At 56.6% G+C, this 25,620-nt stretch carries 23 protein-coding genes, 1 tRNA gene and 3 pseudogenes; 7 read left to right on the top strand and 20 right to left on the bottom strand.

Annotated elements, in window-relative coordinates; all coding sequences use genetic code 11:
• Positions 1-52: 52 nt before the first annotated feature.
• Complete coding sequence (locus tag H6F59_RS03115; protein WP_190695068.1) at positions 53-646, top strand: GIY-YIG nuclease family protein; 594 nt, start codon at positions 53-55, stop codon at positions 644-646.
• Between the two features lie 34 nt (positions 647-680).
• Here the strand turns inward: H6F59_RS03115 and H6F59_RS03110 are convergent, their stop codons facing one another.
• Complete coding sequence (locus tag H6F59_RS03110; RefSeq protein ID WP_190695066.1) at positions 681-1,106, bottom strand: YggT family protein; 426 nt, start codon at positions 1,104-1,106, stop codon at positions 681-683.
• A gap of 241 nt (positions 1,107-1,347) precedes the next feature.
• On the opposite strand from H6F59_RS03110, the gene H6F59_RS03105 reads away from it, so the two are divergent.
• Positions 1,348-1,902 (top strand): GNAT family N-acetyltransferase, encoded by a 555-nt coding sequence (locus H6F59_RS03105; protein WP_313887097.1) that lies wholly within the window; start codon positions 1,348-1,350, stop codon positions 1,900-1,902.
• Here H6F59_RS03105 and H6F59_RS03100 read toward each other — a convergent pair.
• Positions 1,899-3,080, bottom strand: a complete 1,182-nt coding sequence (locus H6F59_RS03100) for a TRC40/GET3/ArsA family transport-energizing ATPase (RefSeq protein ID WP_190695062.1) — start codon at positions 3,078-3,080, stop codon at positions 1,899-1,901. The genes H6F59_RS03105 and H6F59_RS03100 overlap by 4 nt on opposite strands.
• A gap of 220 nt (positions 3,081-3,300) precedes the next feature.
• Between H6F59_RS03100 and H6F59_RS03095 the strand changes: the two are divergent.
• Positions 3,301-3,559 (top strand): annotated as a pseudogene (locus H6F59_RS03095) (DUF4926 domain-containing protein).
• A gap of 543 nt (positions 3,560-4,102) precedes the next feature.
• Here the strand turns inward: H6F59_RS03095 and H6F59_RS03090 are convergent.
• The 9 genes and pseudogenes from H6F59_RS03090 to H6F59_RS03050 all read right to left on the bottom strand — a co-directional run bounded on the left by H6F59_RS03090 (position 4,103) and on the right by H6F59_RS03050 (position 11,428).
• Positions 4,103-4,594, bottom strand: a complete 492-nt coding sequence (locus H6F59_RS03090; protein ID WP_190695060.1) for a hypothetical protein — start codon at positions 4,592-4,594, stop codon at positions 4,103-4,105.
• A 273-nt stretch (positions 4,595-4,867) separates the two neighbouring features.
• Positions 4,868-5,644 carry a YebC/PmpR family DNA-binding transcriptional regulator gene (locus H6F59_RS03085; RefSeq protein ID WP_190695058.1) on the bottom strand — a complete coding sequence of 259 codons (777 nt, stop codon included), beginning with the start codon at positions 5,642-5,644 and terminating at the stop codon, positions 4,868-4,870.
• Positions 5,645-5,696: 52 nt separating this feature from the next.
• Positions 5,697-6,764: a glucokinase gene (locus H6F59_RS03080; RefSeq protein WP_190695056.1), complete on the bottom strand. Its 1,068-nt coding sequence runs from the start codon at positions 6,762-6,764 to the stop codon at positions 5,697-5,699.
• A complete protein-coding gene (larE, locus tag H6F59_RS03075; protein WP_190695054.1) occupies positions 6,742-7,599 on the bottom strand; it encodes an ATP-dependent sacrificial sulfur transferase LarE in 858 nt (285 codons plus the stop codon). Before larE ends, H6F59_RS03080 begins: the two co-directional genes overlap by 23 nt.
• A gap of 116 nt (positions 7,600-7,715) precedes the next feature.
• Positions 7,716-8,090 (bottom strand): annotated as a pseudogene (locus tag H6F59_RS03070) (DUF5615 family PIN-like protein).
• A complete protein-coding gene (locus tag H6F59_RS03065; protein ID WP_190695051.1) occupies positions 8,074-8,316 on the bottom strand; it encodes a DUF433 domain-containing protein in 243 nt (80 codons plus the stop codon). Before H6F59_RS03065 ends, H6F59_RS03070 begins: the two are co-directional and overlap by 17 nt.
• 10 nt (positions 8,317-8,326) lie before the next feature.
• Positions 8,327-9,199: a YDG/SRA domain-containing protein gene (locus H6F59_RS03060; protein ID WP_190695049.1), complete on the bottom strand. Its 873-nt coding sequence runs from the start codon at positions 9,197-9,199 to the stop codon at positions 8,327-8,329.
• A 22-nt stretch (positions 9,200-9,221) separates the two neighbouring features.
• Complete coding sequence (locus H6F59_RS03055; RefSeq protein WP_190695047.1) at positions 9,222-10,436, bottom strand: glycosyltransferase family 4 protein; 1,215 nt, start codon at positions 10,434-10,436, stop codon at positions 9,222-9,224.
• Positions 10,436-11,428 (bottom strand): glycosyltransferase family 2 protein, encoded by a 993-nt coding sequence (locus H6F59_RS03050; RefSeq protein ID WP_190695045.1) that lies wholly within the window; start codon positions 11,426-11,428, stop codon positions 10,436-10,438. The genes H6F59_RS03055 and H6F59_RS03050 overlap by 1 nt, the downstream gene beginning before the upstream one ends.
• 192 nt (positions 11,429-11,620) lie before the next feature.
• Between H6F59_RS03050 and H6F59_RS03045 the strand changes: the two genes are divergently transcribed.
• Entirely contained in the window at positions 11,621-12,502 is an 882-nt protein-coding gene (locus H6F59_RS03045) for a phosphodiester glycosidase family protein (protein WP_242021237.1), read from the top strand.
• Positions 12,503-12,519: 17 nt separating this feature from the next.
• On the opposite strand, the gene H6F59_RS03040 is transcribed toward H6F59_RS03045, so the two are convergent.
• The 7 genes and pseudogenes from H6F59_RS03040 to H6F59_RS03010 form a co-directional block, all read right to left on the bottom strand.
• Positions 12,520-13,011 (bottom strand): hypothetical protein, encoded by a 492-nt coding sequence (locus H6F59_RS03040; RefSeq protein WP_190695041.1) that lies wholly within the window; start codon positions 13,009-13,011, stop codon positions 12,520-12,522.
• A 78-nt stretch (positions 13,012-13,089) separates the two neighbouring features.
• Positions 13,090-13,791, bottom strand: coding sequence for a lecithin retinol acyltransferase family protein (locus H6F59_RS03035; RefSeq protein WP_190695039.1), 702 nt, complete (start codon positions 13,789-13,791; stop codon positions 13,090-13,092).
• Positions 13,792-14,031: 240 nt separating this feature from the next.
• Positions 14,032-14,697, bottom strand: coding sequence for a hypothetical protein (locus H6F59_RS03030; protein WP_190695037.1), 666 nt, complete (start codon positions 14,695-14,697; stop codon positions 14,032-14,034).
• Positions 14,694-15,641 carry a hypothetical protein gene (locus tag H6F59_RS03025; protein WP_190695035.1) on the bottom strand — a complete coding sequence of 316 codons (948 nt, stop codon included), beginning with the start codon at positions 15,639-15,641 and terminating at the stop codon, positions 14,694-14,696. The genes H6F59_RS03030 and H6F59_RS03025 overlap by 4 nt, the downstream gene beginning before the upstream one ends.
• 1,668 nt (positions 15,642-17,309) lie before the next feature.
• A pseudogene (recJ, locus tag H6F59_RS27505) lies at positions 17,310-19,082 on the bottom strand (single-stranded-DNA-specific exonuclease RecJ); the annotation flags it as partial.
• Between the two features lie 524 nt (positions 19,083-19,606).
• Positions 19,607-19,688, bottom strand: a tRNA-Leu gene (locus H6F59_RS03015).
• Complete coding sequence (locus H6F59_RS03010) at positions 19,667-20,533, bottom strand: M48 family metallopeptidase (RefSeq protein ID WP_190695033.1); 867 nt, start codon at positions 20,531-20,533, stop codon at positions 19,667-19,669. The genes H6F59_RS03015 and H6F59_RS03010 overlap by 22 nt, the downstream gene beginning before the upstream one ends.
• A gap of 154 nt (positions 20,534-20,687) precedes the next feature.
• Between H6F59_RS03010 and H6F59_RS03005 the strand changes: the two genes are divergently transcribed.
• The 3 genes from H6F59_RS03005 (at position 20,688) to H6F59_RS02995 (ending at position 23,160) form a co-directional block, all read left to right on the top strand.
• On the top strand, positions 20,688-21,053 hold the full coding sequence (locus H6F59_RS03005) for an EamA-like transporter family protein (RefSeq protein ID WP_190695031.1): 366 nt from the start codon (positions 20,688-20,690) through the stop codon (positions 21,051-21,053).
• A 143-nt stretch (positions 21,054-21,196) separates the two neighbouring features.
• Complete coding sequence (locus H6F59_RS03000; protein WP_190695029.1) at positions 21,197-21,805, top strand: ParA family protein; 609 nt, start codon at positions 21,197-21,199, stop codon at positions 21,803-21,805.
• Between the two features lie 236 nt (positions 21,806-22,041).
• The gene (locus tag H6F59_RS02995; RefSeq protein ID WP_190695027.1) at positions 22,042-23,160 is read left to right on the top strand and encodes a site-2 protease family protein; all 1,119 of its coding nucleotides are present in this window, start codon (positions 22,042-22,044) and stop codon (positions 23,158-23,160) included.
• 269 nt (positions 23,161-23,429) lie between these two features.
• On the opposite strand, the gene H6F59_RS27500 is transcribed toward H6F59_RS02995, so the two are convergent.
• Together H6F59_RS27500 and cimA are read right to left on the bottom strand one after the other, a co-directional pair.
• On the bottom strand, positions 23,430-23,795 hold the full coding sequence (locus H6F59_RS27500; RefSeq protein ID WP_190695024.1) for a DnaJ domain-containing protein: 366 nt from the start codon (positions 23,793-23,795) through the stop codon (positions 23,430-23,432).
• Between the two features lie 75 nt (positions 23,796-23,870).
• Positions 23,871-25,586 (bottom strand): citramalate synthase, encoded by a 1,716-nt coding sequence (gene cimA, locus H6F59_RS02985; RefSeq protein WP_190695022.1) that lies wholly within the window; start codon positions 25,584-25,586, stop codon positions 23,871-23,873.
• Positions 25,587-25,620: the final 34 nt, after the last annotated feature.

The raw sequence follows: 25,620 nt of genomic DNA, 5'->3' as shown, positions 1-25,620 counted from the left end.
TCGGTGGGGTTATGCACTATCATCAAAAGCCATAACCGCTACCGGTAGCCCCATGCCCTCCGACTATCAGCCCTCCCTGCTCTCCGATACCGATCTGCGGGCGGCGGATCTGTCCTGGGCCTACAACCGTCCGGCGGGATCGACCATGCTAGCCGACGAACTCCAGGGCTGGAAGCAGCGGGTGGCCCAGTTTCAGGCTACCGTCAAGTCTGATCCGTCGGTACAAGGGACGCTGTTTGAGGTAGCTGATATTTCGTCTGCGGACACGATTGACCCCTTTACCCTGCCGCCCCGCAACGCTGAGTTTTGGCGGGGGCAGTTTCAAGAGTCGGGGGTGCCCGCCCTGTATTTTGTGGTCGATCACGACGCGGCGGTGCTGCTCTACGTGGGCGAAACAGTCAAGTCAAACCAGCGCTGGAAAGGGGTTCACGACTGCAAGCGCTACATTCTCAGCTACGTGGAAGCCCACCGGGTTCACCAGCTGCCCGTAGCGGTGAACATTGGCTTTTGGCTCCACGCCGACTGCGATCGCAAGGCTCGTCAGAGGCTGGAGCAAGAGCTAATTTGCCGCTGGCGATCGCCTTTTAATAAAGAAAATTGGGCAACGTGGAGCACCCCGTTTGTAGGCGGCAAGCTGGATGCCTAGCGCCCGCTATGCCAACCTTTGGCGATGAACACTGCTAACGATTTTGGAAGCCTGGGCCTTGGAGGTAGTTGACTAGGGCGATCGCCAGGCCCCCCAGCAGGGCATAGATGGCCATGGCAATTAAGTTGTTGAGATCAAAAATCTGAGTGGCGTCAGCGCTGGTGGGGCTGATAAAGAGAGTCGAGAACGGCCGCATGAACGGTTCTGACAAGGTATAAATGGTTTGGGCAAAGGGGTTGTTGGGGTTAGCGCTAGACAGCCGCAAAAACAACCGCAGCGCCAGCAGCACCTCTAACGCCCCGACCAGCAGCACAATAGAGTTGCGCACCCAGGCCAACCGAGCCCGTCGTTGGGCTGCCTTCAACCGATCGTGCTCCTGCCTGAGACGATAGACCTCCTGGTTGTGAATGAGTTCTCGGTCGCGTTCAAACTCACTGTGTCCGTTGGGTCTTTGGCTCATGGGGTGTTATTGCCTGCAATTAACGGTTCTTGGTGCTAAAGCAACCGCTACGTTAGCTAAAACATAACGCAGCTGGCCAGCGCTACAGTTTGGCTCACTTTATTTATATAGAGTATGGCTCAGAGGCTATCCCTGCCAGGGATATTACCAAACCAGCACAAATAGTGCCCACTAACACAAGTCAATGGGATAGGAAAGCTATAGGACAGCAGCCCCGCGATCGCCAGACCAAGTTGCAATAATGGAGGGGCGCACCAAGCAACCAGCTATGCCCCTGATGCAAAGCAGGAACCTATGGTTTGAGCCACTGACTGCGGCCCATGCCGACGAGCTCTTCTCGATTTTAGTCACTCCCTCGGTTCTGGCTTTTATCGATTCGCCTGCAAGTCTGCCAAGTCGCGCAGACCTCAGAGAAGAATACGCCAACCGAGCGAGGGGACCCGTGGATTTAGCTAATGAGCGATGGTTCAATGTAGCTGTACGGCTGAAAACCCTTTCAGCTCCAGCGATTGGACGCCTTGAGGCAACTGGGTACGGCGAGTGGGGAGAGGTAGCCTATATGTTTGGCGAAGCTTGGTGGGGAAAAGGATTAGCCTTTGAAGCCATGCTCTGGTGGCATGATTACTTGGCAACTGCCGCCCCCCAAACTGTATGGTGGGCGACGGTGCACCCAGCTAACGACAGGAGTATACGACTGCTGCACAGGCTGGGGTACGAGGAAATGGAATTTAGCCAGTCCCCCAACCTGCGCTCCTACGATGTCGGCGATCGCTGCTTTGTCCGGTCTGCTCCCTAGCCGGCACTGGCAAAGCGAATCTTCAGGTAGTCGTCTTCCATCTTGGCCCCAGCGGGTTGCAGGGCCGCCAAAGCCTGGGGCAGCACTAAGTTGCGGCGGTGGTTGCCGATGCGCACATTCAGCTCGTCTGCCGACTTGCTCAGCTCAATCTGGTCCTTGGGAATGCCAGGCAGATAGAGTTCCAGGCTGTAGCTGCCTTCCTCTTGCACCACGCGCAGGGTGGTCTCTTTGTAGTAGACCTGAGTGGGGTCTTCGTCGGTATAGAGGGTTTCTTTGAGGCGCTGGAGAGATTCTAAGCCACACAGTTCTTCGGCAAATAGGGGCGCCTCTTTCACCGGCAGCGGATGAAAGTTCTCATGAATTTCGTGCCTATACTGCTGCTGCTTTTCCTTCATCCGCTGGAAGAAGGGGTCCTGCACTTCTTCAGGGATGATGCGGTTGGCGATCACCAAATCGGTGCCGACGTTGTAGAGGCTGAGGTAGGCATGGGCTCGCAGCGATTCTTTGATCACCATTTTTTCGGGATTGGTGACCAAACGTACGGAGGTGGTGCCCGCGTCGGTAAGCACCTTCTCTAGCTCAATCAGCTGCTCGTAAAATTCGTAGGGGGCATCCATCACCTCTTTGGTGGGTAGGTTAAAGCCCGCGACTGGGCGAAAGAAGGGCTGCACCAGAGGTCGCAGGGCTTCGGAAACAGCCTGGAAGGGTTTGTAGAGTTTGCGCATGTACCAGCCCGCCACCTCAGGCAGACTGAGCAAGCGCAGGGCGGTGCCAGTGGGGGCCGAGTCGATAATCAGTACGTCATACTCGCCTTCGTCGTGGTGGCGCTTCATGCGCACCAGGCTAAAGATTTCATCCATACCAGGGAGAATGGCTAACTCTTCGGCCTCAATGCCCTCTAGCCCGCGAGCCTGAAGCACGTCGGTGATGTAGCGCTTCACCGCGCCCCAGTTGCCTTCGAGTTCCATCAGGGCGTCGAGTTCTGCGCCCCACAGGTTGGGCTGCACTAGGCGAGGCTCGTGGCCTAGGTCTATATCAAAGCTGTCAGCCAGGGAGTGAGCGGGATCGGTGCTCAGTACCAGGGTTTTGTAGCCCAGTTCTGCGCAGCGCAGGCCCGTGGCGGCTGCGACGGAGGTTTTGCCGACGCCGCCTTTACCGGTCATTAACAATACCCGCATGTGGGTGTCCTCGCCTTTTCCGTTGTGTTTCCCTATTTCTCTAATCTATAGGGTTTTTGAGGTTTCCGCAGGGTGAGGAGATGGGATGAGCCCCGAAATCACCTTTTTTACTGCGCCTAGAGTTTTTTGGCAGGTAGGTGACTGTGAAAATGGTTGAGCCTAAGCTAGCGGGAACCATCAGATAGCAGCAGTATGAGTTTGTTGCTCTAAAGCCAAAACGATGAATGATATCTCTGTACTTCTTTACAGCCGAGTCTCTCTCAATCAAGACTTTCCAGACTACAAACTAAAGCAGGATGATCCCGCCACCCTTATTGACACCGTTCCCGACCTAGAAGGTAGCGAAGAGGGCTACCTTCTCGAAGTCTTCAATGCCTTGGGTGAATCGATTGGTGTTGTCACTGTGCCTAAGTCCGCCGTTTCTCCGCTGCGTTTAGATGGAAATTTTGTCAGTACGCTCATTGGTTTCGGCTTTATAGCTTTGCAGAGTGAGTGATGCCCACAATTGTCCCACGATTTATAAGACCATTACTCACAAAGATGAAAAATTTGCATTGGCATTTGTCCAAACTGGCCTAGAAATCTGCTAGTCATCAGATTAATTTAATAGGCAATACTCAGTCCTCCTGAGACAAATCGCTACAGAAATTTTGACTCTTCAGAAAGCACAGAAATATTGTTTATAGATAATTGCGATCATGTCAATTCCAGGTAAAACTGAAATACCATCAGCGTTCCACAAATCAAGAAAATGTTAAGAAAAAATGTTGTTTTAATTGTTAATACTTCAGCTAGATGTAATATTTGAAGTTAAAGTTTTCATGGTTTTAATATAGAATTAATCCCTATCTTCGTGCTTTCGGGAGTATTTGCTGCATGGACACAAGAATTGTTGTGTAAGCCGCCAATTAAGCCCAAGGCAGTCGAAGAGCATTTGCATGCGTCGGATAGATGTTTCAGGTTGGTCGAATGTCATTTGTATAAAAAGTAATTTTTTATTGTATTCCAATTAATATCCCATTTTATTGCTTTTGATGTGGCATTTCGAGAGGGTTTAAGACTTTTTGGTGCCAGATAAGAGGCAAGATTTTGTATGCCCCAAGAAAAAGAGAGAAGTAGAGCAAAATCAGTATCCAAAAAATAGGTGACTTGAACCGTGACTTGATTTGTAACTGCTGTGCTGAACGGCTATTGATGTTTTGTCCTCCAGCTTGGTGCGATGGGGTAAACAGTGTCTTTGTTCCTTGAGATCCAGAAAGCGTATTGAGGACGTAGTCTAGCGATGCTCTCAATACTTCAATCCCTGGACCAGCACTCGGGCTTTCTACCCAGGTCATTAGGGCAGAGACTCGATCGCTCCGAGCAGCATTAGATGGCGGTATATTCGCTCTAGGCGGATTGAGGTCAAACAAGACTGCCTCAAATTGGCCGCCAGGAATGTCGAGCAAAAACTGATAGAGGTCTGCACGCCTCTGGGGAATGGTAATGGTTTTTGGCTCTAAAGAGTCTGACATGGTAAGAGCTAATTTCTAAAGGGAATCTTAAGGACACTCAATCCCTTGTACATCAAGGTTTTCTGGGCTTTACTTGTCCGGCAGGTCTAGAACTGTGAAAGCCTTGATATCAGGAGATCCTGGCCGACTTAAGAAATTAGCTCTGAGGTGATCGCAGCGGCTTTAACCGTAGCCTGCTTCTAAAACATGCCCAGTCTTGGGCAAATAATGCCTATTGAGCCATTCCAGTAGGGGCGCTTCCTCATCCCTCCAATTGCTTCAACCCTTCACCTTCTAGGCTGCGATCGCATCCATCAACTCCTCGGCCATATCAAAGTTGGCGGTGACGGATTGCACATCGTCGAGGTCTTCGAGGGCATCCATCAGTTTGACCAGTAGGCGGGCCTGGTCGGGGTCATCGACAACCAGAGTATTGCTGGGTAGCCAGCGGAGCTCTGCCTGTTGGACAGTCAACCCCTGGGCTTTGAGGCTGGTGTCGAAGGTCTCCAGATCGGCAGGGGCGCAGAATAGCTCGGCGGCGGGAATTTCTTCGTCGCGACGACCTAGCACCGTGGTGAGTTCGTAGGTTTCGGCCCCGGCCTCCATGGCGGCTTCGAGCAGGGTTTCTTCGTCGCCGGGGTGGACGATAGTGACGACGCCTTTCTGATCAAACATCCAGCCGACGCAGCCGGTTTCGCCCAGGTTGCCGTTGCTCTTGCTGAAGGCAGCGCGCAGGTCAGCGGCGGTGCGGTTGCGGTTGTCGGTGAGGGCTTCGATTAGGATGGCGACGCCGCCGGGGCCGTAGCCCTCGTAGCGGATGGCCTCGAAGCTATTGTCGGCACTGAGGTTGCCGGAACCTTTGGCGATCGCGCGATCGATGTTGTCGTTGGGCACCCCTGCTGCCTTCGCCTTATCGATCGCCGTGCGCAGCTGAAAGTTGCCCGCCGGGTCACCCCCCTGGCGTGCCGCCACAATGATTTCCCGCGACATCTTAGCGAAGACTTTGCCCTTGACGGCATCGACCCGCGCCTTTTGGCGCTTGATGTTGGCCCACTTGCTATGACCTGCCATACCTCACAAACGGATGCACTGCATGCTTGATTTTATCGCCCCGAGGGCAACCTCAGGAATTGACTAACGGGGCAGCGGCGCGCAAGGCAGCTCCAATCAGGCCCACCTGAGGGTTGAGCACAATGTGAACCGGTACCCGATCGAGCAGAGGGCTGACGCGGCCCTTGTGGGTAAAGGCTTCGAGGAAAGCTCCGGCAGTCATAGCGTCGAGGTTTTTGGCGGCGATGCCCCCGGCCACGTAGAGGCCACCGTAGGGCAGCAGTTTGAGAGCGAGGTTGCCTGCCTCGGCCCCGTAGGCGGAGACAAAAATTTCCATGGCTTTGTGGGAGAGGCGATCGCGGCAGCCCACGGCGGCCTGGGCGATGACGGCGCCGGGGTCAACGGTTTTGGTGGAGAGGCCTGTTTGGCGTTCCCAAGCGGCGATCGCTTCAGCGATCTCTGGAGTTTCGGTGGCGAACTCGCGATCGCGCAAAAATTGATAGATCGCCACAATGCCCTGGCCCGACACCACCCGCTCCACCGACACGCGCGAGATCTGGTGCTTATCGAGCAGGTAGCGCATCAGCTGGAACTCCAGCTCTGAGCGGGGCGCGAAGTCGGCGTGCCCCCCTTCAGACGGAAACACTAAGGGACGCCCGCTCGTGGCTAGGGCAAACCCCTGACCCAGGCCGGTGCCCGCGCCAATGATGGCCACTGGGGCATTGCTATCAGGGTCGCCCGCTTGCAGGGTGTGGATGTCTTCGGCCGCGAGACCAAAGACCCCGTGGCCAACAGCTTCAAAGTCGTTGATCAGCTCCACCCGGTCGAGTTCGAGTTCGATCTGGAGGCGATCGCCCTCCAGCGACCAGGCCAGGTTGGTCAGGCTGGAGGTGTTGTCTACAACTGGCCCGGCGATCGCAAAGCAGGCTCGCTTAGGCGCGTAGGTATGCCCGGAGTCCACGGCGGCCTGGTGCAAAAACTCTTTCACCATGGGCACTAGGTCGGGGTAAGCCTGGCTGGAGTAAGTGCGCTCAAACTCGTTTTTGAGAATTACCGGGGTCGATGGACTGGGTTCGCTGGCTTCGACCAGGCGCAGAATGGTTTTGGTGCCACCAATATCACCGGCAAGCAGATAGGTCATGGCTGGAACGTTCTGGGGGGCTAACGACAGTTGCGGGCAGATCCTGGTTTAGCTTACCGCTGCGAAAGCCCTCTAGATCAAGGGTGACGTAGGTGAAACCGTAGTCTTGTAGCGCCTTTACCAGGGCTTCAAGATCGGTGGCAGCTACAAATTCTTTAATATTTTCGACAGGAATTTCAATGCGGGCGGTGTCGGCCTGCGATCGCACCCTAAGCTGCCGCAGCCCCAAATGCCGCAGGTACAGCTCTGCCTGGCCCACTCGCCGTAGCTTTTCTAGGGTGATGGCCTCACCGTAGGGAAAGCGCGAACTCAGGCAAGGCTGGGCCGGTTTATCCCACCAGGGCAGCCCCAGCAGGCGCGAGATTTCGCGCACCTCAAACTTGGTGATCCCTACCTCAGCCAGGGGCGACCTAGCGCCACGCTCCTTTGCCGCCTGAATGCCGGGGCGATAGTCGCTCAGGTCGTCAGCGTTGACGCCATCCACCACGTAGGGGTAGCCCCGCTCTAGGGCCAGGGGCTTGAGAGTGTCGTGCAGCTCGCTCTTGCAAAAGTAGCAGCGGTTGATGGGGTTGGCCGCGTAGTTGGGGTTGTTTAGCTCGTGGGTGGCGACAATTTCGTGAGTAATGCCGATCGCCGCCGCCTGCACCTGGGCTTCTTCTAAATCAGCGGGCATGAGCGAGGGAGAGTTGGCAGTGACGGCAAGGGCGCGATCGCCCAGCACGTCGTAGGCGACCTTGGCCACCAGGGTGCTGTCAATGCCGCCCGAATAGGCGATTAGCGCCCGATCCATCGCGGCGAATAGGGTTTTGAGCTGGTCAAGTTTTTGCGACACCATGGGCTGTGAGCGAGGTTGTATGTTCAACGTTTGGCTTTCATCCTTCAGGAAGAATCAATATCATCCTAATAGGCGCAAGTCTGTTGAGAGATTAAACTGCCACCCCATCAGACGGGCTAGATTTTAGGTACCAAAGGTAGACGGCGGGTACGAATTCGGCCTGGCTCAACTGTAATAGCTGCTCCCCGTTCAAGCTCCCCACTGCACTCAGCAATTGTCATTGGCAACAAATCCGTGAGGGCTTGCGCACGGAGCCTTTCGATGCGAATGCGAATTACTGAAGGAGATAGGGCTTCACTCAAAGCTAGCAGGGTATGAAAATCTGCGTCGAGCGTAGCTATAACCCGGTCTTCTAACTTTGCCATTAAGATGATGTCGGCGTCATCTGCTTCAGCCATGCCGATTTCGCCTACGTGAACGGCGTTTACCCCAGCATCGCGCAATAGCCCTACTGCTGAACGAGGAAACCCCTAATCAAGCAACAGTTTCATAGCGATCGGAAATTTCAATAATGCGATCGTCTATATAGGAGGCAGCAAAGATCAAAGCCTGCTGAATGTCTTCGTCCTCTAGCTCTGGAAATTCCTGGTGTAGCTCGTTTCTGTCGGAATAGGTTGCCAACAACTCAAGTACCCGACGCACAGTAAGTCGAAGATTACGAATGCAGGGCTGACCATCCATGCGAGAAGGATTGCTGGTAATGCGATCGAGCTTCATAGGGTTAAACCTAGCTTCCTAAGAAATAATGCTCTCTGCGATAACGCAGATTAGCCTGACCGAGGCAATGACCATCCACGAGGGTTAAGCTACCTTCTATTCCTATTAAAGATAGATCATCAGCTATAGCAAACGCACCATAGTCGAATAAAACATGATGATTTGGGCAAAGACAAAGCAAATTGTCTAAGGAGTCTGAACCATTATGAGGCATGCCTAATGGTCTAATGTGAGCGGCTTCTGCATAAGGACCAGCAGACCCTTCTAGGCGAATTTTACAAATCTGGCAGTGATAGTTGTAAGCTTCTTTGATTTTTCTTGTCAGCTTAGTATCACGCACAATTCTCAAAACTGTAGTCTCTTGCCTCTGAGGCACTGAGTAAGAGCCTTTACTTTCAGTGGCTGCTTGAGAGTCTTCAATCCCAGCTTCGGCGCTTTTGATTAGTCGATAGCGCCATATATAATAGCCAGCTCGACCTCTTTCTTGCCAGTGGTCTTCCACCCGGTAGAGCCCGTCATAGCGATAGCCATGAGGAGGCGAGTAATTGGATTTATGCGTTGAGCCGCGAATGACTCGAACTGGTAATCCTGCAAGCCGACTTTTGGCTAAGGCTAGGTTGCCACGGCTTAGCTTCTGATGTGTAATTTGTTTGCCGGTGCCCCGATCTCTTCCTCCATGTCCTGTGTATACAATTTCGTTACCCCAATCTGCATCATCCTCATATCCTCCAGATAAGACAATTGAATCGGCTCCTTCGCCTTCTGTACCGCTAATTCCTGCCACCTGAGGGCGATGCAATCCCGCTTCTGATAATGCGGCTCTAGACTCAAACCAACTACCAACTGGATAGCCTGGAATATGGCCAAAGATTCTTTCGGACATGTTTAAGAAATATAGATGAGATTCAAGTTTGGGGATTTAACACCGCTTCGTAGGCTTGTCCGGCTCGCTCCCAGGTGAAGGTGTCTTCTATCAGCTCGCGGCCGCGCGCCGATAGGGTGGCACGCAGTTCGGGCTGGTCGAAGAGTTGACCGATCGCCTCCACATACTCATCCACCGTGTTGGCTCGCAGCGCCCGCTGGGGTTGGTCTACGGCGAGACCTTCGAGACCGCGATTGCTCGCGACTACCGGCACCCCCGCCGCCATCGCCTCTAGGGTTTTATTCTTAATGCCAAAGCCCATGCGCATGGGCACCACACACACCGTTGCCCGGTGCAGATATTCCGCCACCGATGGCACCCGTCCGGTAACGACGACTCCCGGCAGATTGCCTAACGCCCGCACTTCTAACGTGGGCTTGTTGCCTACCAGGTAGAGGGTGGCGTCGGGGTAGCGCTGGCGCAGAGGCGGCAAAATGGCTTGGGCCAGGTACTTGGCGGTGTCTACGTTGGCGATGTAGTCCATCGCGCCGACAAAAACCATACTGCGGCCGCCGGGGTCAGTGCGGCGATAGGGAAACTGCACCAGATCCACACCGTTAGGAACAACATGCAGGGGAGTAGCCCCGGCAATGGGGGCAAAGAACTGTCGGTCTTCCTCAGTAGTGATCACCAGATTGGTGAATTTTTGGGCGTACTGGCGTTCGTAACGGCGGAGCAAGGGCAGGTTGAGGCGATCGCGCAGCGGCTTCTCCACCGTTCCAGTCTCTAGCTGATTGACCAGAGTTCCGTAAAGCGAGCTGTGGATATCGACCACTACTTTCTTGACTCGCTGACGATAGCTGGGGCGCACGAAGACTTCGTTGACGCTGTGCTCACAGGTAATGGCGTCGCAATGGCCGCCCTCTACCCAGTTGTCAATCCACTGCTGCATGGCAGGGGTGTGCAGGTAGGTAGTGCTGGGTGGTGTGCCCGTAGCGAGAAAGTGGGCAAAGCGGCTAATTTTTCCTCCTACCCCTGACTGAAGGTCTGCGGCGGTAGGGCGAGGAAAGCACATTAGTTTATCCACATGGGTAGACAGGGCATCGACCTCTTCATCCGTTACTTCGTCGGATCGCTGCGTTACTAGCGTGACCTCATGGCGCTGGGCCAGGTGCTTGAGCAGGTAAAAGGTGCGAATCTGAGTGCCCCCTAGCGTCGGCGGGTAGGGAAACGTCGTGGAGATCATCAAAATTCGCATCAATCGGGTTCCCCCAAACGAGTAATGGTGCGGGCAGTCTCGGATAGCTCGGCTTGGGCTTGTCCCTGGGTGCGAGCGTGGGCGCACCACAGCTCCAGCGGGGTAATCGCTAGTTCTAAAGCGGTGCCATGTCCTCTCAGGAGCTTAGCTGTGGCCTGGGGCAATTCTTTCAGCCCCCAGCGCAGCAACCGGTAGCGCATTTCTTTGGCGGTGAGGGGGCGCATCAGATCTACACCGTGTAGGTCGTGCAGGTAGCGGTTTGAGCAGCCATAGCGGTGCCACTGACTGCGCAGCCCCTTCAGGCTATCTCGATGGCGATGGCAGACCACGGCATCTGCGGCGTGGACGAGTTGCCATTCAGTGGCTTGCTGAATGCGCCAGCACAGGTCAGCGTCACCGCCCGTGGTCAAATGGGGTCGGAAGAGTCCAACTGTACCCAAAATTTCGGCCCGCACCGCTAGGTTTGCCGTCTGGCCGTAGGGCAAAAAAGCATGGTTGAGGGTGTTGTGCTGGGACAGGGTGCCTTGGCGATCGGCGTAGCGCTCTAGCCAGTTTTGGCTGGGTAGGGCCTGAATTTCCCCTGCCACCAACCCGACAGAGTGGTCGGCAAAGGGCTGTACCAGGGCGCCGAGCCAGCTGGGCTCAGGATGACAATCGGCGTCGGTAAAGGCGAGAACGTCACCCTTGGCGGCGGCGATGCCAGCGTTGCGGGCGGCGTAGGAGCTTTGGATGGAGTTGTAGGTGAGGGCGCAAAGGCGAATTCCCTGAGCGGCGGCGGTAGCGGTGGCGGTTTGGAGCAGGTCTGGGGTGCGATCGCAGCTGCCATTATCCACCAGCAAAAATTCGACGCGATCGGCAGGATACTGCTGCCCCATCAGCCGTTCTACTAGTCCGGGCAAATTGGCCTCACCGTTGTAGATGGGCACAATCACCGACACCGAGGGATAGACCATCGGCTGAGCCGCATCGGTTGTCACAGTGGGAACCGCCATCGTCTGTCACACAAATCCACAGGGCAAACTGGTTCCAGTATGCCCATCGTCTTGGAGGATGTCCCGAAGCTGGGGCCGCTGGACGCTGGTTGTGAAGCGGAAATAGGCCAATCTGCAGGGCGATCGCGCTTCTCGCTATACTGCTGAACGCAACTCGTTGTTGGCTCTATGCGTTCTCTCCTGCAACCCTGCTTGACTGTTGGTCTTGCTGTCACTCTAGGCCTATCGGGCTGTGCCCCTGTCCCGGATGCGGCTTTAGAGGATGTCGTTCCGGCGGAACCCGCGATGCCTCCGGTTTACGAAGTCGTCAGCTTACCCGCTGCAACAGTGCATGTGGTTACTATTCCCGATCCGGTGCGCTACCCGGTGCAGGTAGCGGTGGTGGATGAGCTAGCGCGAGTTGACCAGATCGCCTCCCAACTTTGTGGGGCAGGAGAGTGCGTGACTGCCGCCCTTAACGCAGGTTTTTTTGACCCAAACAACGGCCTCACCACTTCCTACGTTGTGAAGGATGGTGCCCTGGTGGCCGACCCCAACCAAAACGAGCGGCTGATCGGCAACCCCGACCTAGCTAGCTATATGGATAAGATTTTGAATCGCTCAGAATTTCGCCGCTACGACTGCGGTGGCACCCCAAGCTACGACATCACCTTCCATCAGGACCCTGTGCCCACGGGGTGCACCCTGGTGGATGCGGTGGGTGCTGGCCCTCAGCTGCTGCCCCAGGATACGTCGGTGGAGGAAGGTTTTGTCGATCGCACCGCCCGCCGCGATGCCCTGGGTAGTCAGTCGCCGAATGCTCGCTCGGCGGTGGGCCTCAAGGCCGACGGTAGCGTGGTGATGGTGATGGTGGCCCAGGTGCCGGGGGTGTCGCCCAGCGGCATGACAATGGGTGAAGTGGCAGCCTTTATGGGCGATCGCGGCGTCACCCAAGCTCTCAACCTCGACGGTGGCAGCTCTTCAACCCTAATGTATGTCGGCACTACCCACTACGGCCGTCTCAACAACTCGGGAGAACTCGTGCAGCGCCCGGTGAAATCAATTCTCTGGGTCGAAAATCTGCCACTGCAATAGTCATTGGGCAAGCTCTGTTATGGGCAAAAGGCTTCTCCCCAGTTCAGCGCGGTTGACTGGTTAGGATCTGTACATTCAAAGGAGACGATCTGGTTCTCGATGAGGCCAAAGGTCGCTTCCCAATCTGTTTGATCAAGCTGAAAAGTTACCATGCTGAGGGGTTGGCAACGATTGATCAAGCTAGTGCTGAGCGCAGTCATTAATTGTGGCGACTGCATAATTTCTGGTGCAGATTGCCCTTGAATACGCAACAAGATACCTGTAGGTTTCTGCGTAGGATAGCTGCTGTATAGATCACCTAGATCAACCGCTGAGGCATTACCGATGAATGCATTGTGCTCATCGTAGATCACATTATTGGCCTCTTCTAGGGCCGACCGACATGCCTGAACAGTATCCTCGCGAGAAGTTTGCGCTTGACTGGTTTGTGCCTGGCTGGGCTGAGGGAATTGAGCCACAAACAAAACGCAAGCAAAACTAATCAGTCGAGTCAGTTCTTTCTTTCTCATGGGACAGCTAGGGGGAAATAAAGAGTGAGCGTAGTTTTCCCAGATCACTAACGCTCTGCTCCACCATCCATTCCCCGCTTACTCCAGCGCCAGCCGCCGCTCCGCAAATGCTCGATTGTGGCGGAGATTCAGCTCCAGTTCCACTAGTTCACTGAGCTGAGTAGTGAGGGTTTCAATGCGCTTATTGGCTGCGACCCTGCGGTGGAGAGCCGCTCTAGCGAGATCTTCTCGACCAATGGCTAGGGCCTTCTCGGCAACGTGGTGCCATTCGTCGGCTGCTTTATAGGCGGTCTGCTGGTCGGCTAGGGTAGTGTTGTAGGCGGTGGCAATGTCGCCCAGGGCTTTTTGAAAGTTAGCACAGGCTTCGGCGGGGGTGGTGGTGTAGCGATCGCCCTCGGCCAGTCGCCGCAGTTCGGGTAGGTTGAGCTGGTCGGTGCGCAGGCCAAAGTTGGCTAGCTGGCGGCTTTCGCTGCGGCCTGTGGTGCACCAGTTAGCAAAGTGTTCGCAGTTGTTGAGCAGCAAGTCGTACTGACGCTCACCCAAGCGGCTGATAGCCCGCTCGACGACAACGTCAGGGTCATAGATCAGCGATTTGCGAACGGTGTAAACCGGGTTGTTCCAGGAAAAGGCGTCGTAGCTGGTGCGGGCGATCTCAGCAATGTCTCGGGCTTTGCTGTAGTGGATGACGGTGCCATCGCCGCAGTCAATGCCGTGGTGCTGGTATAGCCCCGGCACCCCTGCCAGGTCGCGCATGACGTAAATTTGATCACCCTTGGCCATAGCTGCTGTCTCGCTTAGAACAGTGTTATCAAAACCTTGAGGTAGGCTGCAATTTGGGCAAGGGCAAGCAGCTGTTGGCCCCGACGACAGCCCAGTGTTTAACGGGAAAAACTTACCCCATTCCTGTCAAGGACTCATGGGCGTGCCTGTGAGCAGCGACCTGAAATAGGTATTTGTGCCGTTGCTCTTCTTTGTTATAGCAGCCCTGTTTGTGGCTGGGCAGTGCGGGCATACACACCGCTAAAACCCCATTTCTCCCGTTGCCAAATCTAAGCTGAGCTGTCCTCCAGCGGCAGGAATTGTCATGCGATCGCCTGTGAGATCCATCTCGGGGCTGCCGCTCAGCCAAAAGCCTTGGGCAGCTTGGTCAACGACTGCCGCTCGCGACTGCCCAGTAACCTCCACAATGTCGTCAAAGCTGTGCTGGGCCATGACCTCGCCGTCTAAACCCATCATTACAATGGCGCGAGGGCTGGCCACGTTAATCCATTCGTCGAGGAGCACCACGGTGCCGGCGTCATTCACCAGAGCTAGGCGGGGGCCATAGCTGTGGGGCAGGGTGTGCGACCAGACCTGCTGGCAGCGATCGCCCAGGGTCTCAAACAGACTAGCGGTAGTGCGCTGAGTGCCAGCCTCGTCTTTCCCCAGCATCAAAATCAGGTGGTAGTTGCCGGCAGGCGACGTTTCGTGGCGCAGCAGCGGTGGGTGAGGAATAGAATCCTGGCCAAGCACGGGCAGCGATTGTGATAGAAGAGCGAAACCGGGCAGAGTAGCCCAGTTAGACACCAAGCCCAAAGACGGCTGTGGGATGGTGGCACGAGCCGTCTCACTAAAGGGGATAGATCCGTTCACGGTCACCATCACTCCCTGAGCAACCAGCAGCCAGCTAATTAGCACTGCCATCATCGCCCTCGGGGCTGCCAGCGCAGATAGCCCGCCAGCAACACCGCCGTCAACAGCGTCATTGCTGGGCCGTTGGGAATCGGTTCGGGAGCCTGCGCTGTCGCAGCAAAAGCGGCCTCGGGCAGCAGGGCCAGGTCGGTCACGGGAGTCACTTTGGGTGGGGGAACCCAGGGTAAGGCATCGGGAGCGGCTGACAAGGGAGGCAGCGTGGTGGGAATCTCCATTGCGGCGCTGTCGGCAGATGAGGCTGGCGCAGTGCCAGCAAAGCCGCTGTTGCGGGCTTCATCAATTTGGCGATCGGTGAGCTGATCTATGCGCGCACCATCAGGGTTAATGTCGTCGAGAGAGCTAGGCGAATTGCGAAAGCCGCCGTCAGTCATCAGATTATTCACGCCTCCAGCCCCAAGGCCCTCATGGGTTAGGCCCAGGTTGTGGCCAATTTCGTGGGCCACCGTGTCGAGGCGGCCAATGCCGTTATTAAAGGTGAGAATATCGTCGTCAATCAAAACGCCGTTTTGGTCAATCCATCCTAGACCAAGGGTTTCAAGCCCTTCAGAGGGAAAAATACTCTCCACAAACCACATACTGATGGGGCCAGAGGTGCGGGTTGAGAGCGGGCTGCGTCCAAAAGCTCCGGCTCCACCCGCAAAGGAAAGCTCGGCAAACTCGTCTTGGTTGTCAATACTGAGAAAGCGGCTGGCGTTAAGCCGGTTGGGGGCCAAAAAGCTGACGTCGAGGTTGGCCTGGGCCCAAATTTTGCGGGTGGCTTCTTCAAAGGTGGCCAGGTCGGCGCAAAAGATGCCAAGGTCGTCACACACTTGAATGGGCTGAATGCTGACAAACCGCGTCGCGCCGCTGTTGCCCGCCCCTTCGCCCGAGCAGGACACCAGAGCCGCCGAGAGGCCGCAAACAATTAAAAACTGGGGCTTAAGAAGCGCGTTGGCCATCTGAGGTAGAAGCGATTGGCTCGGGTTGGGCAAGGCTGTCAAAACACCATACCCTGAGCAACCGTAGGATCAGGGAGATTATCCAAAAATTTTCTGTAAAATTCCTTTTTTCTGACGCTGGCCCAGCACTAAATGTTGCAGCATTTGCCCTTGCCACAGCGGCAGAGGGTTGCTAGATCGCTGTAGCTGCGCCACCTGAGCCAGATCGGAGGCGGCTTCGGCCCCGCCCCCGGTCAGCCAGCGAGCAATGGGATGGTCCCAGCCTTGAAAAAATTCGTCGAGCATCACCCGGTGGCTATCGTCGATAGGGAAGGGGGTTTCGCTGGTGTCGGCGTGGGTGGTTTCGTGTAGCGCTTTGCGGGGTTTGGCAGTGGCGGCTAGAGCTTTGGCAGTCAACGATCGCCAGGTTTCGCTCAGCAGCGGTGGCAGCGCCGCCAGACTGGCAGCCTGAGCCAGATCGCTCGCTAGGGCAGTCAGGTCGCGATCGCCGGTCTGCTCACCATAGCTGGCAAAGTCGTCGAGCAGGGGCTGCAACAGTTCGCGCTCAAGCACCGTGGCCAATCCGCCTACAGCCGTAGCATCGGCCATGGGGCCGCTGGCAGTGGACAGGTGGGCCACCGCGATGGCCAAATCTCTCTGGCTATCGGGGCTGAGGCAAAACCAGACGCGATCGCTCAAGCCTTGGCGCACCTGCTGCTTGGCGTCGTCGAGCTTCAGCGGTGAAGAGGCTGGGACGGCAACGGGCGATTCTGCTATGGGTGATGGGGACGGCTGAGCGGGTGATACGGGCTGAACCTTCGCTGACTGAGTCGACGCGTCTTTCTGAACTGAGGCCTTAGCAACCCGAGTAGGCTGAACTGACATAGATTGGGTTTTTGCTACCGCAAAATCTGCCTTTTCTGCCCGAGCAGGATTGTCCTGTCGTGGAGCAGTCTGGGGCTGACTTACCTGCATTTGGGCCTTTAGTAGAGCCACATTCTCAGCTTTTAAGGTGGCCAGTTGAGACTCTTTTTGAACCATCAAAACATTCTGTTCGGCTATTAAAGCATCCCGTTCTGCCAGTAATACGTCCTTCTCGCTGAGCTGAGCCTCTGCCACCGCCAGCCGCTGGGCCAGCTGCTGAAGCTCTACCGCTGTCGCTCCAGCCCGCACCAAATTGCCATAGTGGGGTTCGCTGAGGTCAACCGGCTTGGCCGACTCACCCGGCAGGTAGAGCCAGCCCTGCTGATTGCCTCGGTTGACGACTAACCGCTGGCCCTCGGGGTTGCTAATGGTAAGGGTGGTGGCGTCTGGGGTCGTTTTAGTCGTGGCGGAGTAGCGGCGGTTGCTGTAGGTAAACTCGGCAGCCTCCGGGGTCGGTGGAGCGATTCGCGAATCGCTCCGTCCCGGAATGGCATCTGAAGTCGCCGGCGCTGAGGGTGGAGCAACTGGCGGAGCAGTAATCACCTCTGCCTCCCGCTCTACGACTGGCGCATTGGCTGGGATAACGGGTATCTCGGATGGGCGCGCAGCTGGCGACCCTACTCCCCCGCCACTACTCGCTGAAGGACTTGTCAGTGGCACAGGCACAGATAGCTTCGGCAGAGCTGGCGCTGCCAGGCGGGTCGGTATTGGCGCGATCGCTTGGCCCTTTGCTGAAGCGCTCGCGGGTTCTGCTCCCACCGCCGATCGCACCCCCACCAGCTCCAGCTCCACAGTCGTGGTGCCCTGCCACTCGTTTTGCTTGAGCTTGTAAGCCACATCGAGGTGATTGGGCAGGGGATAGTACTCGCCCCAGCGCCAGGCGATCGCCTTAATCGTCTCGCCCCCAGCTTCTGCCAGCACCAGCTTGAGGTGGTCGCGGTTGCGACCCACCGTCTGCTGCTCTAGCACCCGCACATTCGGCGTCCAAAACACCGGGTCGGGGTTCTCAATGCCGCAGGGGTGCAGGTGATCAATCTGATCAAACAGACCCTGGTGAATATCGCTTAGCCTTGCCTGGCTGTCGATTCTAACCAGCGGCTTGAGCAGATCGACCGAGAGGGTTTGGCAGGCGTAGTGTGATAGCCGCGTGGTCACCTGGCGCAGCCGATTGGCCAAAAACGAGAACCCCCCCGCCGCCCGATGGCCGCCAAACTTTTCCATCAGATCGTGGCAGGTTTGCAGAGCGGCAAACACGTCGAATTCTGGGATGCCCCGCGCCGAGCCGCGAATCACCTTGTGTTCGTCATCCTCATAGGTGCCAATAAAAACGGGGACGCCGTAGCGCTCCACCAGCCGCGAGGCCACAATGCCAATGACGCCGTGGTGCCAGCCGGGCTGCACCACAACCAAGACGCGATCGCGCTCAATATCCACCGTGCCCAGCGACCGCTGTTGCTCACACCAGGCGATCGCCTCCTGCTCAATGCTCTGGCAAAGATCTTGGCGGGTGCCGTTGATCTGCTCGCACTGCATGGCCCGCTCTAGCGCCACCCCGACATCGTCGGTAGTGAGCAAATCAATCACAATCTGCGGATCGCTGATTCGGCCCACAGCATTAATGCGCGGCCCCAGGCGAAAGCCAATGTGCTCTGGCTTTAGCGGCTTGCTCTGGTCGGCCAGCCCGGCGACTTGAATTAGTGCTTGAATGCCGAAAAGGCGCGATCGGGGCAGCAGCCCCAGCCCCCGCCGCACCCAGCGGCGGTTCACCCCCGTCAGCGGCGCTAAATCCGCGATGGTGCCCAGGGTAAACAGCTCTAGCAGTGGCCCAGTCAAGTCTTGGGTACGCCCCAGCGCCTGGGCCAAGCACACCGCCAAAATGTAGGCTACCCCCACCCCCGCCACCCCTCGGTAGGGCGAGGTCTCAGGCAGCAGCTTGGGGTTTAAAATCGCGTTTGCCGGGGGAATCTCGGGAGGAATGTCGTGGTGGTCGGTGACAATCACTGCCAGGCCCAGCTCACGGGCGCGCGCAATCGGAGCCACCGCCGCGATGCCGTTGTCCACCGTGAGAATGATGCTCACGCCCTCGGCGTAGCAGTCTTCGACAATGCGGGTGTTGATGCCGTAGCCCTCAGCCATCCGGCTGGGAATGGTGTAGGTCACCTGCGCCCCCAACGCCCGCAAGGCCCGCAGCAGTAGAGCGGTGCTGGTCATGCCGTCGGCATCGTAGTCGCCACAGATGGCGATCGCCTGCTGAGTTGCGATCGCCGTTACCAGCAGCTCTAAACTCGCCGCCAGATCAGGAAACTCCGCCAGGGGCGACGGCAACTGCTGCCGCTCAGGGTCAAGAAAATCGGTAGCCTGTGCTGGAGTCGTAATGCCCCGGTTGATCAACACCTGAGTCAGCAGCGGCGACAGCCCCGTAACCTGCGCTAAGGACGTTGCTAGAGGCACATTTGCCGGTGCCACCTGCCACCGCTGGCGCGGCAGACCAGCCGTGGCGGTTGTAGACGAGGTGGAGGGGGCAGCAGACTCAGTCACAGTACAGAAGCACTAGATCGCGTGAACTTATCATAGCCGCAGTTCCTGATTTGGTTGAACCCGGCTCACCTCCAGCAGAGATTCGTAACCCAGTCACTTTAGAGCACTAAGCAGAATATAGAAAACTAAAGCCAACGGTGCCCAGGCATGACTGCTCAACAAACCGCCTTACAACCCCTATCACAAACAACTCCCACGTCTGTTATTCGTAAAGCTGCTGCAAACTACTCTGAGCTGCAGCAAGCGGCCAGTTTACCGTGCTGCTTCTTAGTGTTTTCCTAGTTCAACGACCGTTACCTAAAGGCTAATCTTTTACGAACGTAGGTTGGGTAGAACGAAGTGAAACCCAACGCTCTGCCAGGTTCTGCCACCGATCCCATGCCGTAGAGCAGGTCATCCAGCACAAGATGTATCGCGTTGGTTTTGCAGAGGTGCGTGAATGAAGTCAGCCCACCCCACAGGCAAGCTCAACAAAATCATGCCGGGCTTAACCCATCACGTAGTTGTTGATTGAGAGAAGTCAATGGGCGGAGCGAGACTCGAACTCGCACAACCGAAGTCGCCACATTTTGAGTGTGGTGCGTCTACCAATTCCGCCATCCGCCCTTGGATGCGTCCTCATTATACTCAACTGCGGGACGTTTAACCAACTGGTAGTAGTCATTGGTGCTCGCCCAGCGATCGATTTCTCGGGCGCGCAGCACAGGCACCGGATGGGTCAACCCCTGGGTGCGCACCTGCTTGAGGGCTTCGCCAATAGCGTCATCGCTGAGACTATCGTAGGCGCGGGCCTGAGCAATAAAGGCATCGACATTGAGCTGGTCAACGAGTGAAGGCGAACCGCCACAGAGCTTCATCAGCAGGGAGGCGACGATGCGGGGGTCTTGGGCGACCAGCAGGGCGGCGCGATCGCAGGTAAACTCGGCACAGCGTACCCATTCCATTAGCTGATTCTGAAGGCTCTGCGCTAGCACTTCGCCCAAAGGTAGCTGGCTGGCGGCCAAAGTAATCAGGTTTGCCAGGGTGAGGTAAACGCTGTGCTCACACTTGAGGTGCCCCAGCTCGTGGGCGATCACCGCTTGAGTTTCTTCAGGAGTGAGCAATTCGATCAGCGCGGTGTGGATGACAATGAAGGGCTGCTCGCCACGCATGGCAAAGGTGTAGGCGTTGGGCACCGGGTTTTGGCGCACATAGAGCTGGGGCACCTCCAGGTCGAGAATGCGGCAGGCTTCAACCAGCGACTGGTGCAGGGCAGGTAGCTGGCGATCGCTCACCTGCAAACTCGATGCTAAATGGTCGAGGTGAAAGAACCGCTCTGCTAGGGGAGCCAGAGCCATGCGCACCATGACATCGAGCCCCGGCAGCTGCTTCAGAGCGCGGGTCGCTTCGAGATCGAGGGGGTGACGAAACTGGTCGGCGCGCAGCCCTACCAGCAGGGTTTTACCAGTCATAATTTTGGGGCTATTCAATAGCTTCTATCGTAGCTTGGGGAAACTGGCTTCGTTGGTGGGTGAGTTCCCTTTCGGCCCCTAAGTCCGCTACCATACGCCTCTGACTAACGTTGTTTAACTTGTCGCCTGATAGCTGCCCCGAGGAAATGCCGTCGTGACCCCCCAAGAATTTGGTCTGCTGTTGATTTCGGTCATTGCCAGCTCCTTTGGCCAGCTTTTTCTTAAGCTGGGGGCCTTGCAGTTAGGCAAAGTAACTAGCGATAACGCCCTAAGCCACATTCTGAGCATTGCTACTACGCCAGCTCTGCTGGCAGGACTGGCCGCCTACGGAGTTGGGGCGATCACCTACATCCTGTTGCTGACGCGGGTTAATTTGAGCGTAGCGGCACCAGCGGCTTCGCTGATTTATTTCGCCTCGGTGATCATTGGCGTAGCTATCTTTAAAGAAGATCTATCGTTTGGGCGTCTGGTGGGGCTGGGGTTAATCGTGGGTGGTGTGGTGCTGGTTGCCTCTCGCTAACGCTGCGTCAGCTCAGACTAGCGCTACCCTTACGGCACTGGCATCCCTTACTTGATGGCGGCAAGGGCAAACCTTGACAATGATGCCAGCCCCGGCTTGAAAGCAGCCGGGCCGAAGCAACGCCCAGGCCTGATCCTCAGCCTATGATTGTGACCGTAGCTAGCTTTAAAGGAGGCGTGGGCAAGACAACCACTGCTATTCATCTGGCTGCCTTTTTGCAGGGCTATGCCGAAACCCTGCTAATCGACGCCGACCCCAACCAGTCGGCGTCAGCCTGGGCTAGCCGAGGTGAGCTGCCCTTTTTAGTGGTTGATCAGTGGCAGGCGAGAGAACTTCCCACTCCCCATGGCCATGTGGTCATCGACACTCAGGCCCGCCCCATTGCCGATGACCTGGCCCTGCTGGCGGCCTCCTGCGACCTGCTGGTGCTACCCAGTACCCCCGATATTTTGGCCCTCGACGCCCTAGCTCTAATGGTGGAACATTTGGCAAAGCTACCTGTGGCCCCCTACCGCATTTTGCTGACCATGATTCCCCCTTACCCAAGCCGCGCTGGAGCAGAGGTGCGAGCTATGTTGATGAGCACCGGCTTGCCGCTGTTTGCGGGGGGCATTCGTCGCTACAGCGCTTTTCAAAAAGCTGCCCTGACCGGTACGGCGGTCTATGACGTGAAAGACCTGAAGGCTGAGGTGGGCTGGCAGGACTATGTGACGATCGGTAAGGAGATTTTGGCTTATGGGGTAGGGAGTTAGGGGGAGAGAGTTTTGAATGTTGAGCTTTGAATGCGTGTCCTTAGCAGAAACTCAAAACTTAAAACTCAAACCTCGCTTTCTCACCTGTCTTACGCCAACCCACCCCGATTCCTTCGGTTCTCATCACCTTTGACAGATTAGAGGGTCGTTAACAGTTCGTTACAATAAGGTCATTGGACAGGGAATGCGTTTCAAGATTACGCCTCTGTCCTCAGGTTTTAATTACGAGGTGCCCTATGAACGGCAACTTACGGGTGGGGAATCTGTTTGGCATTCCCTTTTATGTAAATGTGTCTTGGTTTTTGGTGCTGGCCCTGGTGACGTGGCAGTACGGTAGTGGTTTGGCAGCGGCATTCCCCTATTTGAGCGGATCGTTGCCTTGGGTGCTAGGGCTAGGGGCAGCGCTAACGCTGTTTGCCTCGGTGCTGGCCCATGAGCTGGGTCACAGCTTTGCGGCGATGAAGCAGGGCATTGGGGTCAACTCGATTACGCTGTTTTTGTTTGGCGGTTTAGCGGCTCTAGAGAAAGAGTCGGATACGCCGAAGGGAGCGTTTTGGGTGGCGATCGCAGGTCCCCTGGTTAGCTTTGTCCTATTTGGCCTCTTCTCAGTTGCTGGGCTAGTATTGCCCCTGTCTGGGCCGCTGGCAGGCATTGTGTCGCTGCTGGCCTACATTAACTTAGCTCTGGGTGCTTTTAACCTGATTCCCGGCCTGCCGTTAGATGGTGGCAACGTGCTGAAGTCGATTGTGTGGAAGATTACGGGTCAGCCCCACAAGGGTCTGGTGTTTGCCAGCCGCACGGGTCAACTGCTGGGCTGGACTGCGATCGCCTTGGGTATCGGCTCCATCCTGGGTATCAGCTCGGTGGGTAGTGTTTGGACGCTGTTGATTGGTCTGTTTCTGCTGCAAAATGCTAACCGCAGCGCGCAGTTTGGTACGGTGCAGGGCCGCTTGGCTGGCCTGACAGCCCAAGATGCCCTGGCCCAAGACAGCCCGGTTGTAGAGACCACTATGTCTCTGCGAGAGTTCGCCGACGACGCTCTGCTAGCTGCCCCTTCAGCTTGGCGCAAGTTTTTGGTGGCCGACGAAACGGGTTTGCTGGTGGGCACGGTGCTGGTTGATGCCCTCAAGCAGGTACCTCGCGAGCAGTGGGCCGAGACCACTGTGGCGGCCATTATGGAATCTGCCGGTGACATCGTGACGGTGGGTGCCGAGCAGCCGCTGATGGAGGTCATTAAGACCCTAGAGACCCGGAAGATTCAGGCGCTGGCGGTGATCGGTAATGATGGCTCTCTGGCGGGTCTGTTAGAAAAGACCTCGATTCAGGCGCTGTTACAGTCGCCCCAAGCGGCTTAGCCACTGCTTAAAACACAGTAGAAGGCGCCTCAGCTTAAACGCGGATCAGACTTGTCTGGCCTGCGTTTTTTGCGATCGGGCATTTCAGAATATTGGACTGTGGACTACCGAGGTTTGGGCGGGGAGGTGTTTATTGGCAGCCCTTAGGAGCCTACGTTTTATAACGTGTCGGTTGGTTGGTGAAGCCTATCAACAACGACAGTATCGGCTAGGTAAAACTATTAATTGCGCCCAACTACTTAGCTAGTTGCTACAAAGTAGCCAAAACTCTAGCTATAGCGGTTTAGAAGATCCCCGAGCAAGTCTTCGAAGCGGCCAAAGCGGCCAAACTCCATTTCGTCAAAGTCATCGTTTTGCCTGCTGCTGGAGCGGTTGGTGGTCGTATATCCTTTCTCGGCCTTTTTCCAGTGGGCACCATAGCGATCGTACTGGCGACGATTCGCCGGGTCTGAGAGCACTTCGTAAGCTTCGTTTAAGGCTTTAAATTGCTCTGCCGCTGCCGCATCGTTAGGGTTGAGATCGGGGTGAAGCTGACGGGCTAGTTTTCGATAGGCCTGTTTGATAGTCAGCAGGCTCGCCTGTCGATTGACCTTTAAGACTGCGTAGAAATCTGTCGATTCTGGGGGAGTTGGCATCGTTTTGCTGTCTGATTGACCGCTGGCGAAAACCCAGCTTCGCCTTCTTCACTATACTAGACAGCACAATTGGACTTACTCAAAGCCCAGTTCTTGCTTGAGCTTAGCCAGAGCCGTTTCACGGGTCTTTTGTAGGGCTACGTCGGCATCGAACCGATCGATTTCGCCGCCGATCGCACAGTGAGGGCGCGCGGTTTCCATCATCAGGCCATACTCCAGCCCTTCGGTAACGGCTTGGTACGAGGCTTCGATAATGTTGGTCGAAACCCCCAGGGTCGTCCAGCGCTGGGCACCGTTGCCCGACTCCACCAGCACCCGTGTTTTGGCCGCCGTGCCCGCGCCGCTGTCGATAATCCGCACCTTGTAGTCAGAGAGGTGAAAGTTGGCGATCGCTGGGTAAAAAGTCAGCAGTGCCTTACGCAGGGCTGTGTCTAATGCCGCCACCGGACCATTGCCCTCCGCCGCCGCGAGAATTTCCTCTTCCCCCACCATGACTTTGATCGTGGCCAGCGATTGACTGCTGTGGTCGCTGCCGTTGCCCTGGTGCTGGCAGTTGATGTAGAAACCCTTGAGGTCAAAAAAGCGGGGGCGATCGCCCAATGCTTCGCGCATCAGCAGTTCAAAGCTGGCCTCGGCGGCCTCAAACTGGTAGCCCTCGTGCTCCAAGGATTTGAGCCGGGTGAGCAACTGGCGCGAGGCCGGGTTGTGGCGGTCTAGCTCTAGCCCAAAGCTGCGGGCCTTGACCAGCACGTTGCTCAGCCCCGCCTGATCCGACACCACGATGCGGCGGCTGTTGCCCACTGTGGCCGGGTCGATATGCTCGTAGGTTTTGGGCTCGCGCTCCACGGCGCTGACGTGAATGCCGCCCTTGTGGGCAAAGGCCGATCGCCCCACGTAGGGGGCATGCTCGTCGGGGGCCAGGTTAACCACCTCGCTAATAAACCGGCTGGTCTCAGCCAGGGTTTCGAGGCGGGCCGGGGCAATGCAGGGGTAGCACAGCTTAATCTGCAGGTTGGGGATCAGCGTGCAGAGGTTGGCGTTGCCGCAGCGCTCGCCATAGCCATTGATCGTGCCCTGCACCATAGTGGCCCCAGCCTCCACGGCCGCCATGGCATTGGCTACCGCCGTACCACTATCGTTGTGGGTGTGAATGCCTAGCTGGGGCTGGGGTTCTGGAAACTGCTGGAGCCAGGTATTGACGGCAGTCACAATCGCGCCGACTTCGTGGGGCAGGGTGCCGCCGTTGGTGTCGCACAGCGCCAGCCACTCAGCCCCAGCTTTAACCGCGGCTTCGAGGGTTTCTAAGGCATAGTCGGGGTTGGCCTTGTAGCCGTCAAACCAGTGCTCGGCGTCATAAATTACCCGGCGGCCCTGGCTGCGAAAGTAACAAATGGTGTCGTCGATCATGGCCAGGTTTTCGGCCAGGGTGGTCTGCAACCCGGTGGTCACGTGCAAGTCCCAGGATTTGCCAAACAGCGTAATCCACTCGGTGCCAGCAGCCAGCACCGGTTGCAGCATCGGCTCTTCAGCGGCAACTTTGCCGGGGCGGCGGGTCGAGCAAAAGGCGGTGATGCTGGCCTGGGTGAGGGGAATTTCTTTCAGCTGCCAAAAGAACTGCACATCCTTGGGGTTGGCCCCCGGCCAGCCGCCCTCAATAAAAGGCACGCCCAAGGCGTCGAGCCGTCGGGCAATGCGAATTTTATCTTCGATCGATAGGGCCAATCCCTCCCGCTGGGCACCATCCCTGAGCGTGGTGTCATAGATGTAAAGGGGAGTGCGCTGCTCAGCCATAGCCAGTGGTGCCCTAGGAATTATCGTTGGTGTC

It is taken from the genome of Nodosilinea sp. FACHB-141, assembly GCF_014696135.1.
Lineage (GTDB): Bacteria > Cyanobacteriota > Cyanobacteriia > Phormidesmidales > Phormidesmidaceae > Nodosilinea.
The sequence above is the reverse complement of the archived record's forward strand: the minus strand, read 5'-3'. Positions and strand labels throughout refer to the sequence as shown.

Coding starts and splice junctions, on each gene's coding strand:
- H6F59_RS03115 (WP_190695068.1), top strand. CDS start 53: ATGCCCTCCGACTATCAGCCCTCCCTGCTCTCCGATACCGATCTGCGG.
- H6F59_RS03110 (WP_190695066.1), bottom strand. CDS start 1,106: ATGAGCCAAAGACCCAACGGACACAGTGAGTTTGAACGCGACCGAGAA.
- H6F59_RS03105 (WP_313887097.1), top strand. CDS start 1,348: ATGGAGGGGCGCACCAAGCAACCAGCTATGCCCCTGATGCAAAGCAGG.
- H6F59_RS03100 (WP_190695062.1), bottom strand. CDS start 3,080: ATGCGGGTATTGTTAATGACCGGTAAAGGCGGCGTCGGCAAAACCTCC.
- H6F59_RS03090 (WP_190695060.1), bottom strand. CDS start 4,594: ATGTCAGACTCTTTAGAGCCAAAAACCATTACCATTCCCCAGAGGCGT.
- H6F59_RS03085 (WP_190695058.1), bottom strand. CDS start 5,644: ATGGCAGGTCATAGCAAGTGGGCCAACATCAAGCGCCAAAAGGCGCGG.
- H6F59_RS03080 (WP_190695056.1), bottom strand. CDS start 6,764: ATGACCTATCTGCTTGCCGGTGATATTGGTGGCACCAAAACCATTCTG.
- larE (WP_190695054.1), bottom strand. CDS start 7,599: ATGGTGTCGCAAAAACTTGACCAGCTCAAAACCCTATTCGCCGCGATG.
- H6F59_RS03065 (WP_190695051.1), bottom strand. CDS start 8,316: ATGAAGCTCGATCGCATTACCAGCAATCCTTCTCGCATGGATGGTCAG.
- H6F59_RS03060 (WP_190695049.1), bottom strand. CDS start 9,199: ATGTCCGAAAGAATCTTTGGCCATATTCCAGGCTATCCAGTTGGTAGT.
- H6F59_RS03055 (WP_190695047.1), bottom strand. CDS start 10,436: ATGCGAATTTTGATGATCTCCACGACGTTTCCCTACCCGCCGACGCTA.
- H6F59_RS03050 (WP_190695045.1), bottom strand. CDS start 11,428: ATGGCGGTTCCCACTGTGACAACCGATGCGGCTCAGCCGATGGTCTAT.
- H6F59_RS03040 (WP_190695041.1), bottom strand. CDS start 13,011: ATGAGAAAGAAAGAACTGACTCGACTGATTAGTTTTGCTTGCGTTTTG.
- H6F59_RS03035 (WP_190695039.1), bottom strand. CDS start 13,791: ATGGCCAAGGGTGATCAAATTTACGTCATGCGCGACCTGGCAGGGGTG.
- H6F59_RS03030 (WP_190695037.1), bottom strand. CDS start 14,697: ATGATGGCAGTGCTAATTAGCTGGCTGCTGGTTGCTCAGGGAGTGATG.
- H6F59_RS03025 (WP_190695035.1), bottom strand. CDS start 15,641: ATGGCCAACGCGCTTCTTAAGCCCCAGTTTTTAATTGTTTGCGGCCTC.
- H6F59_RS03010 (WP_190695033.1), bottom strand. CDS start 20,533: ATGACTGGTAAAACCCTGCTGGTAGGGCTGCGCGCCGACCAGTTTCGT.
- H6F59_RS03000 (WP_190695029.1), top strand. CDS start 21,197: ATGATTGTGACCGTAGCTAGCTTTAAAGGAGGCGTGGGCAAGACAACC.
- H6F59_RS02995 (WP_190695027.1), top strand. CDS start 22,042: ATGAACGGCAACTTACGGGTGGGGAATCTGTTTGGCATTCCCTTTTAT.
- H6F59_RS27500 (WP_190695024.1), bottom strand. CDS start 23,795: ATGCCAACTCCCCCAGAATCGACAGATTTCTACGCAGTCTTAAAGGTC.
- cimA (WP_190695022.1), bottom strand. CDS start 25,586: ATGGCTGAGCAGCGCACTCCCCTTTACATCTATGACACCACGCTCAGG.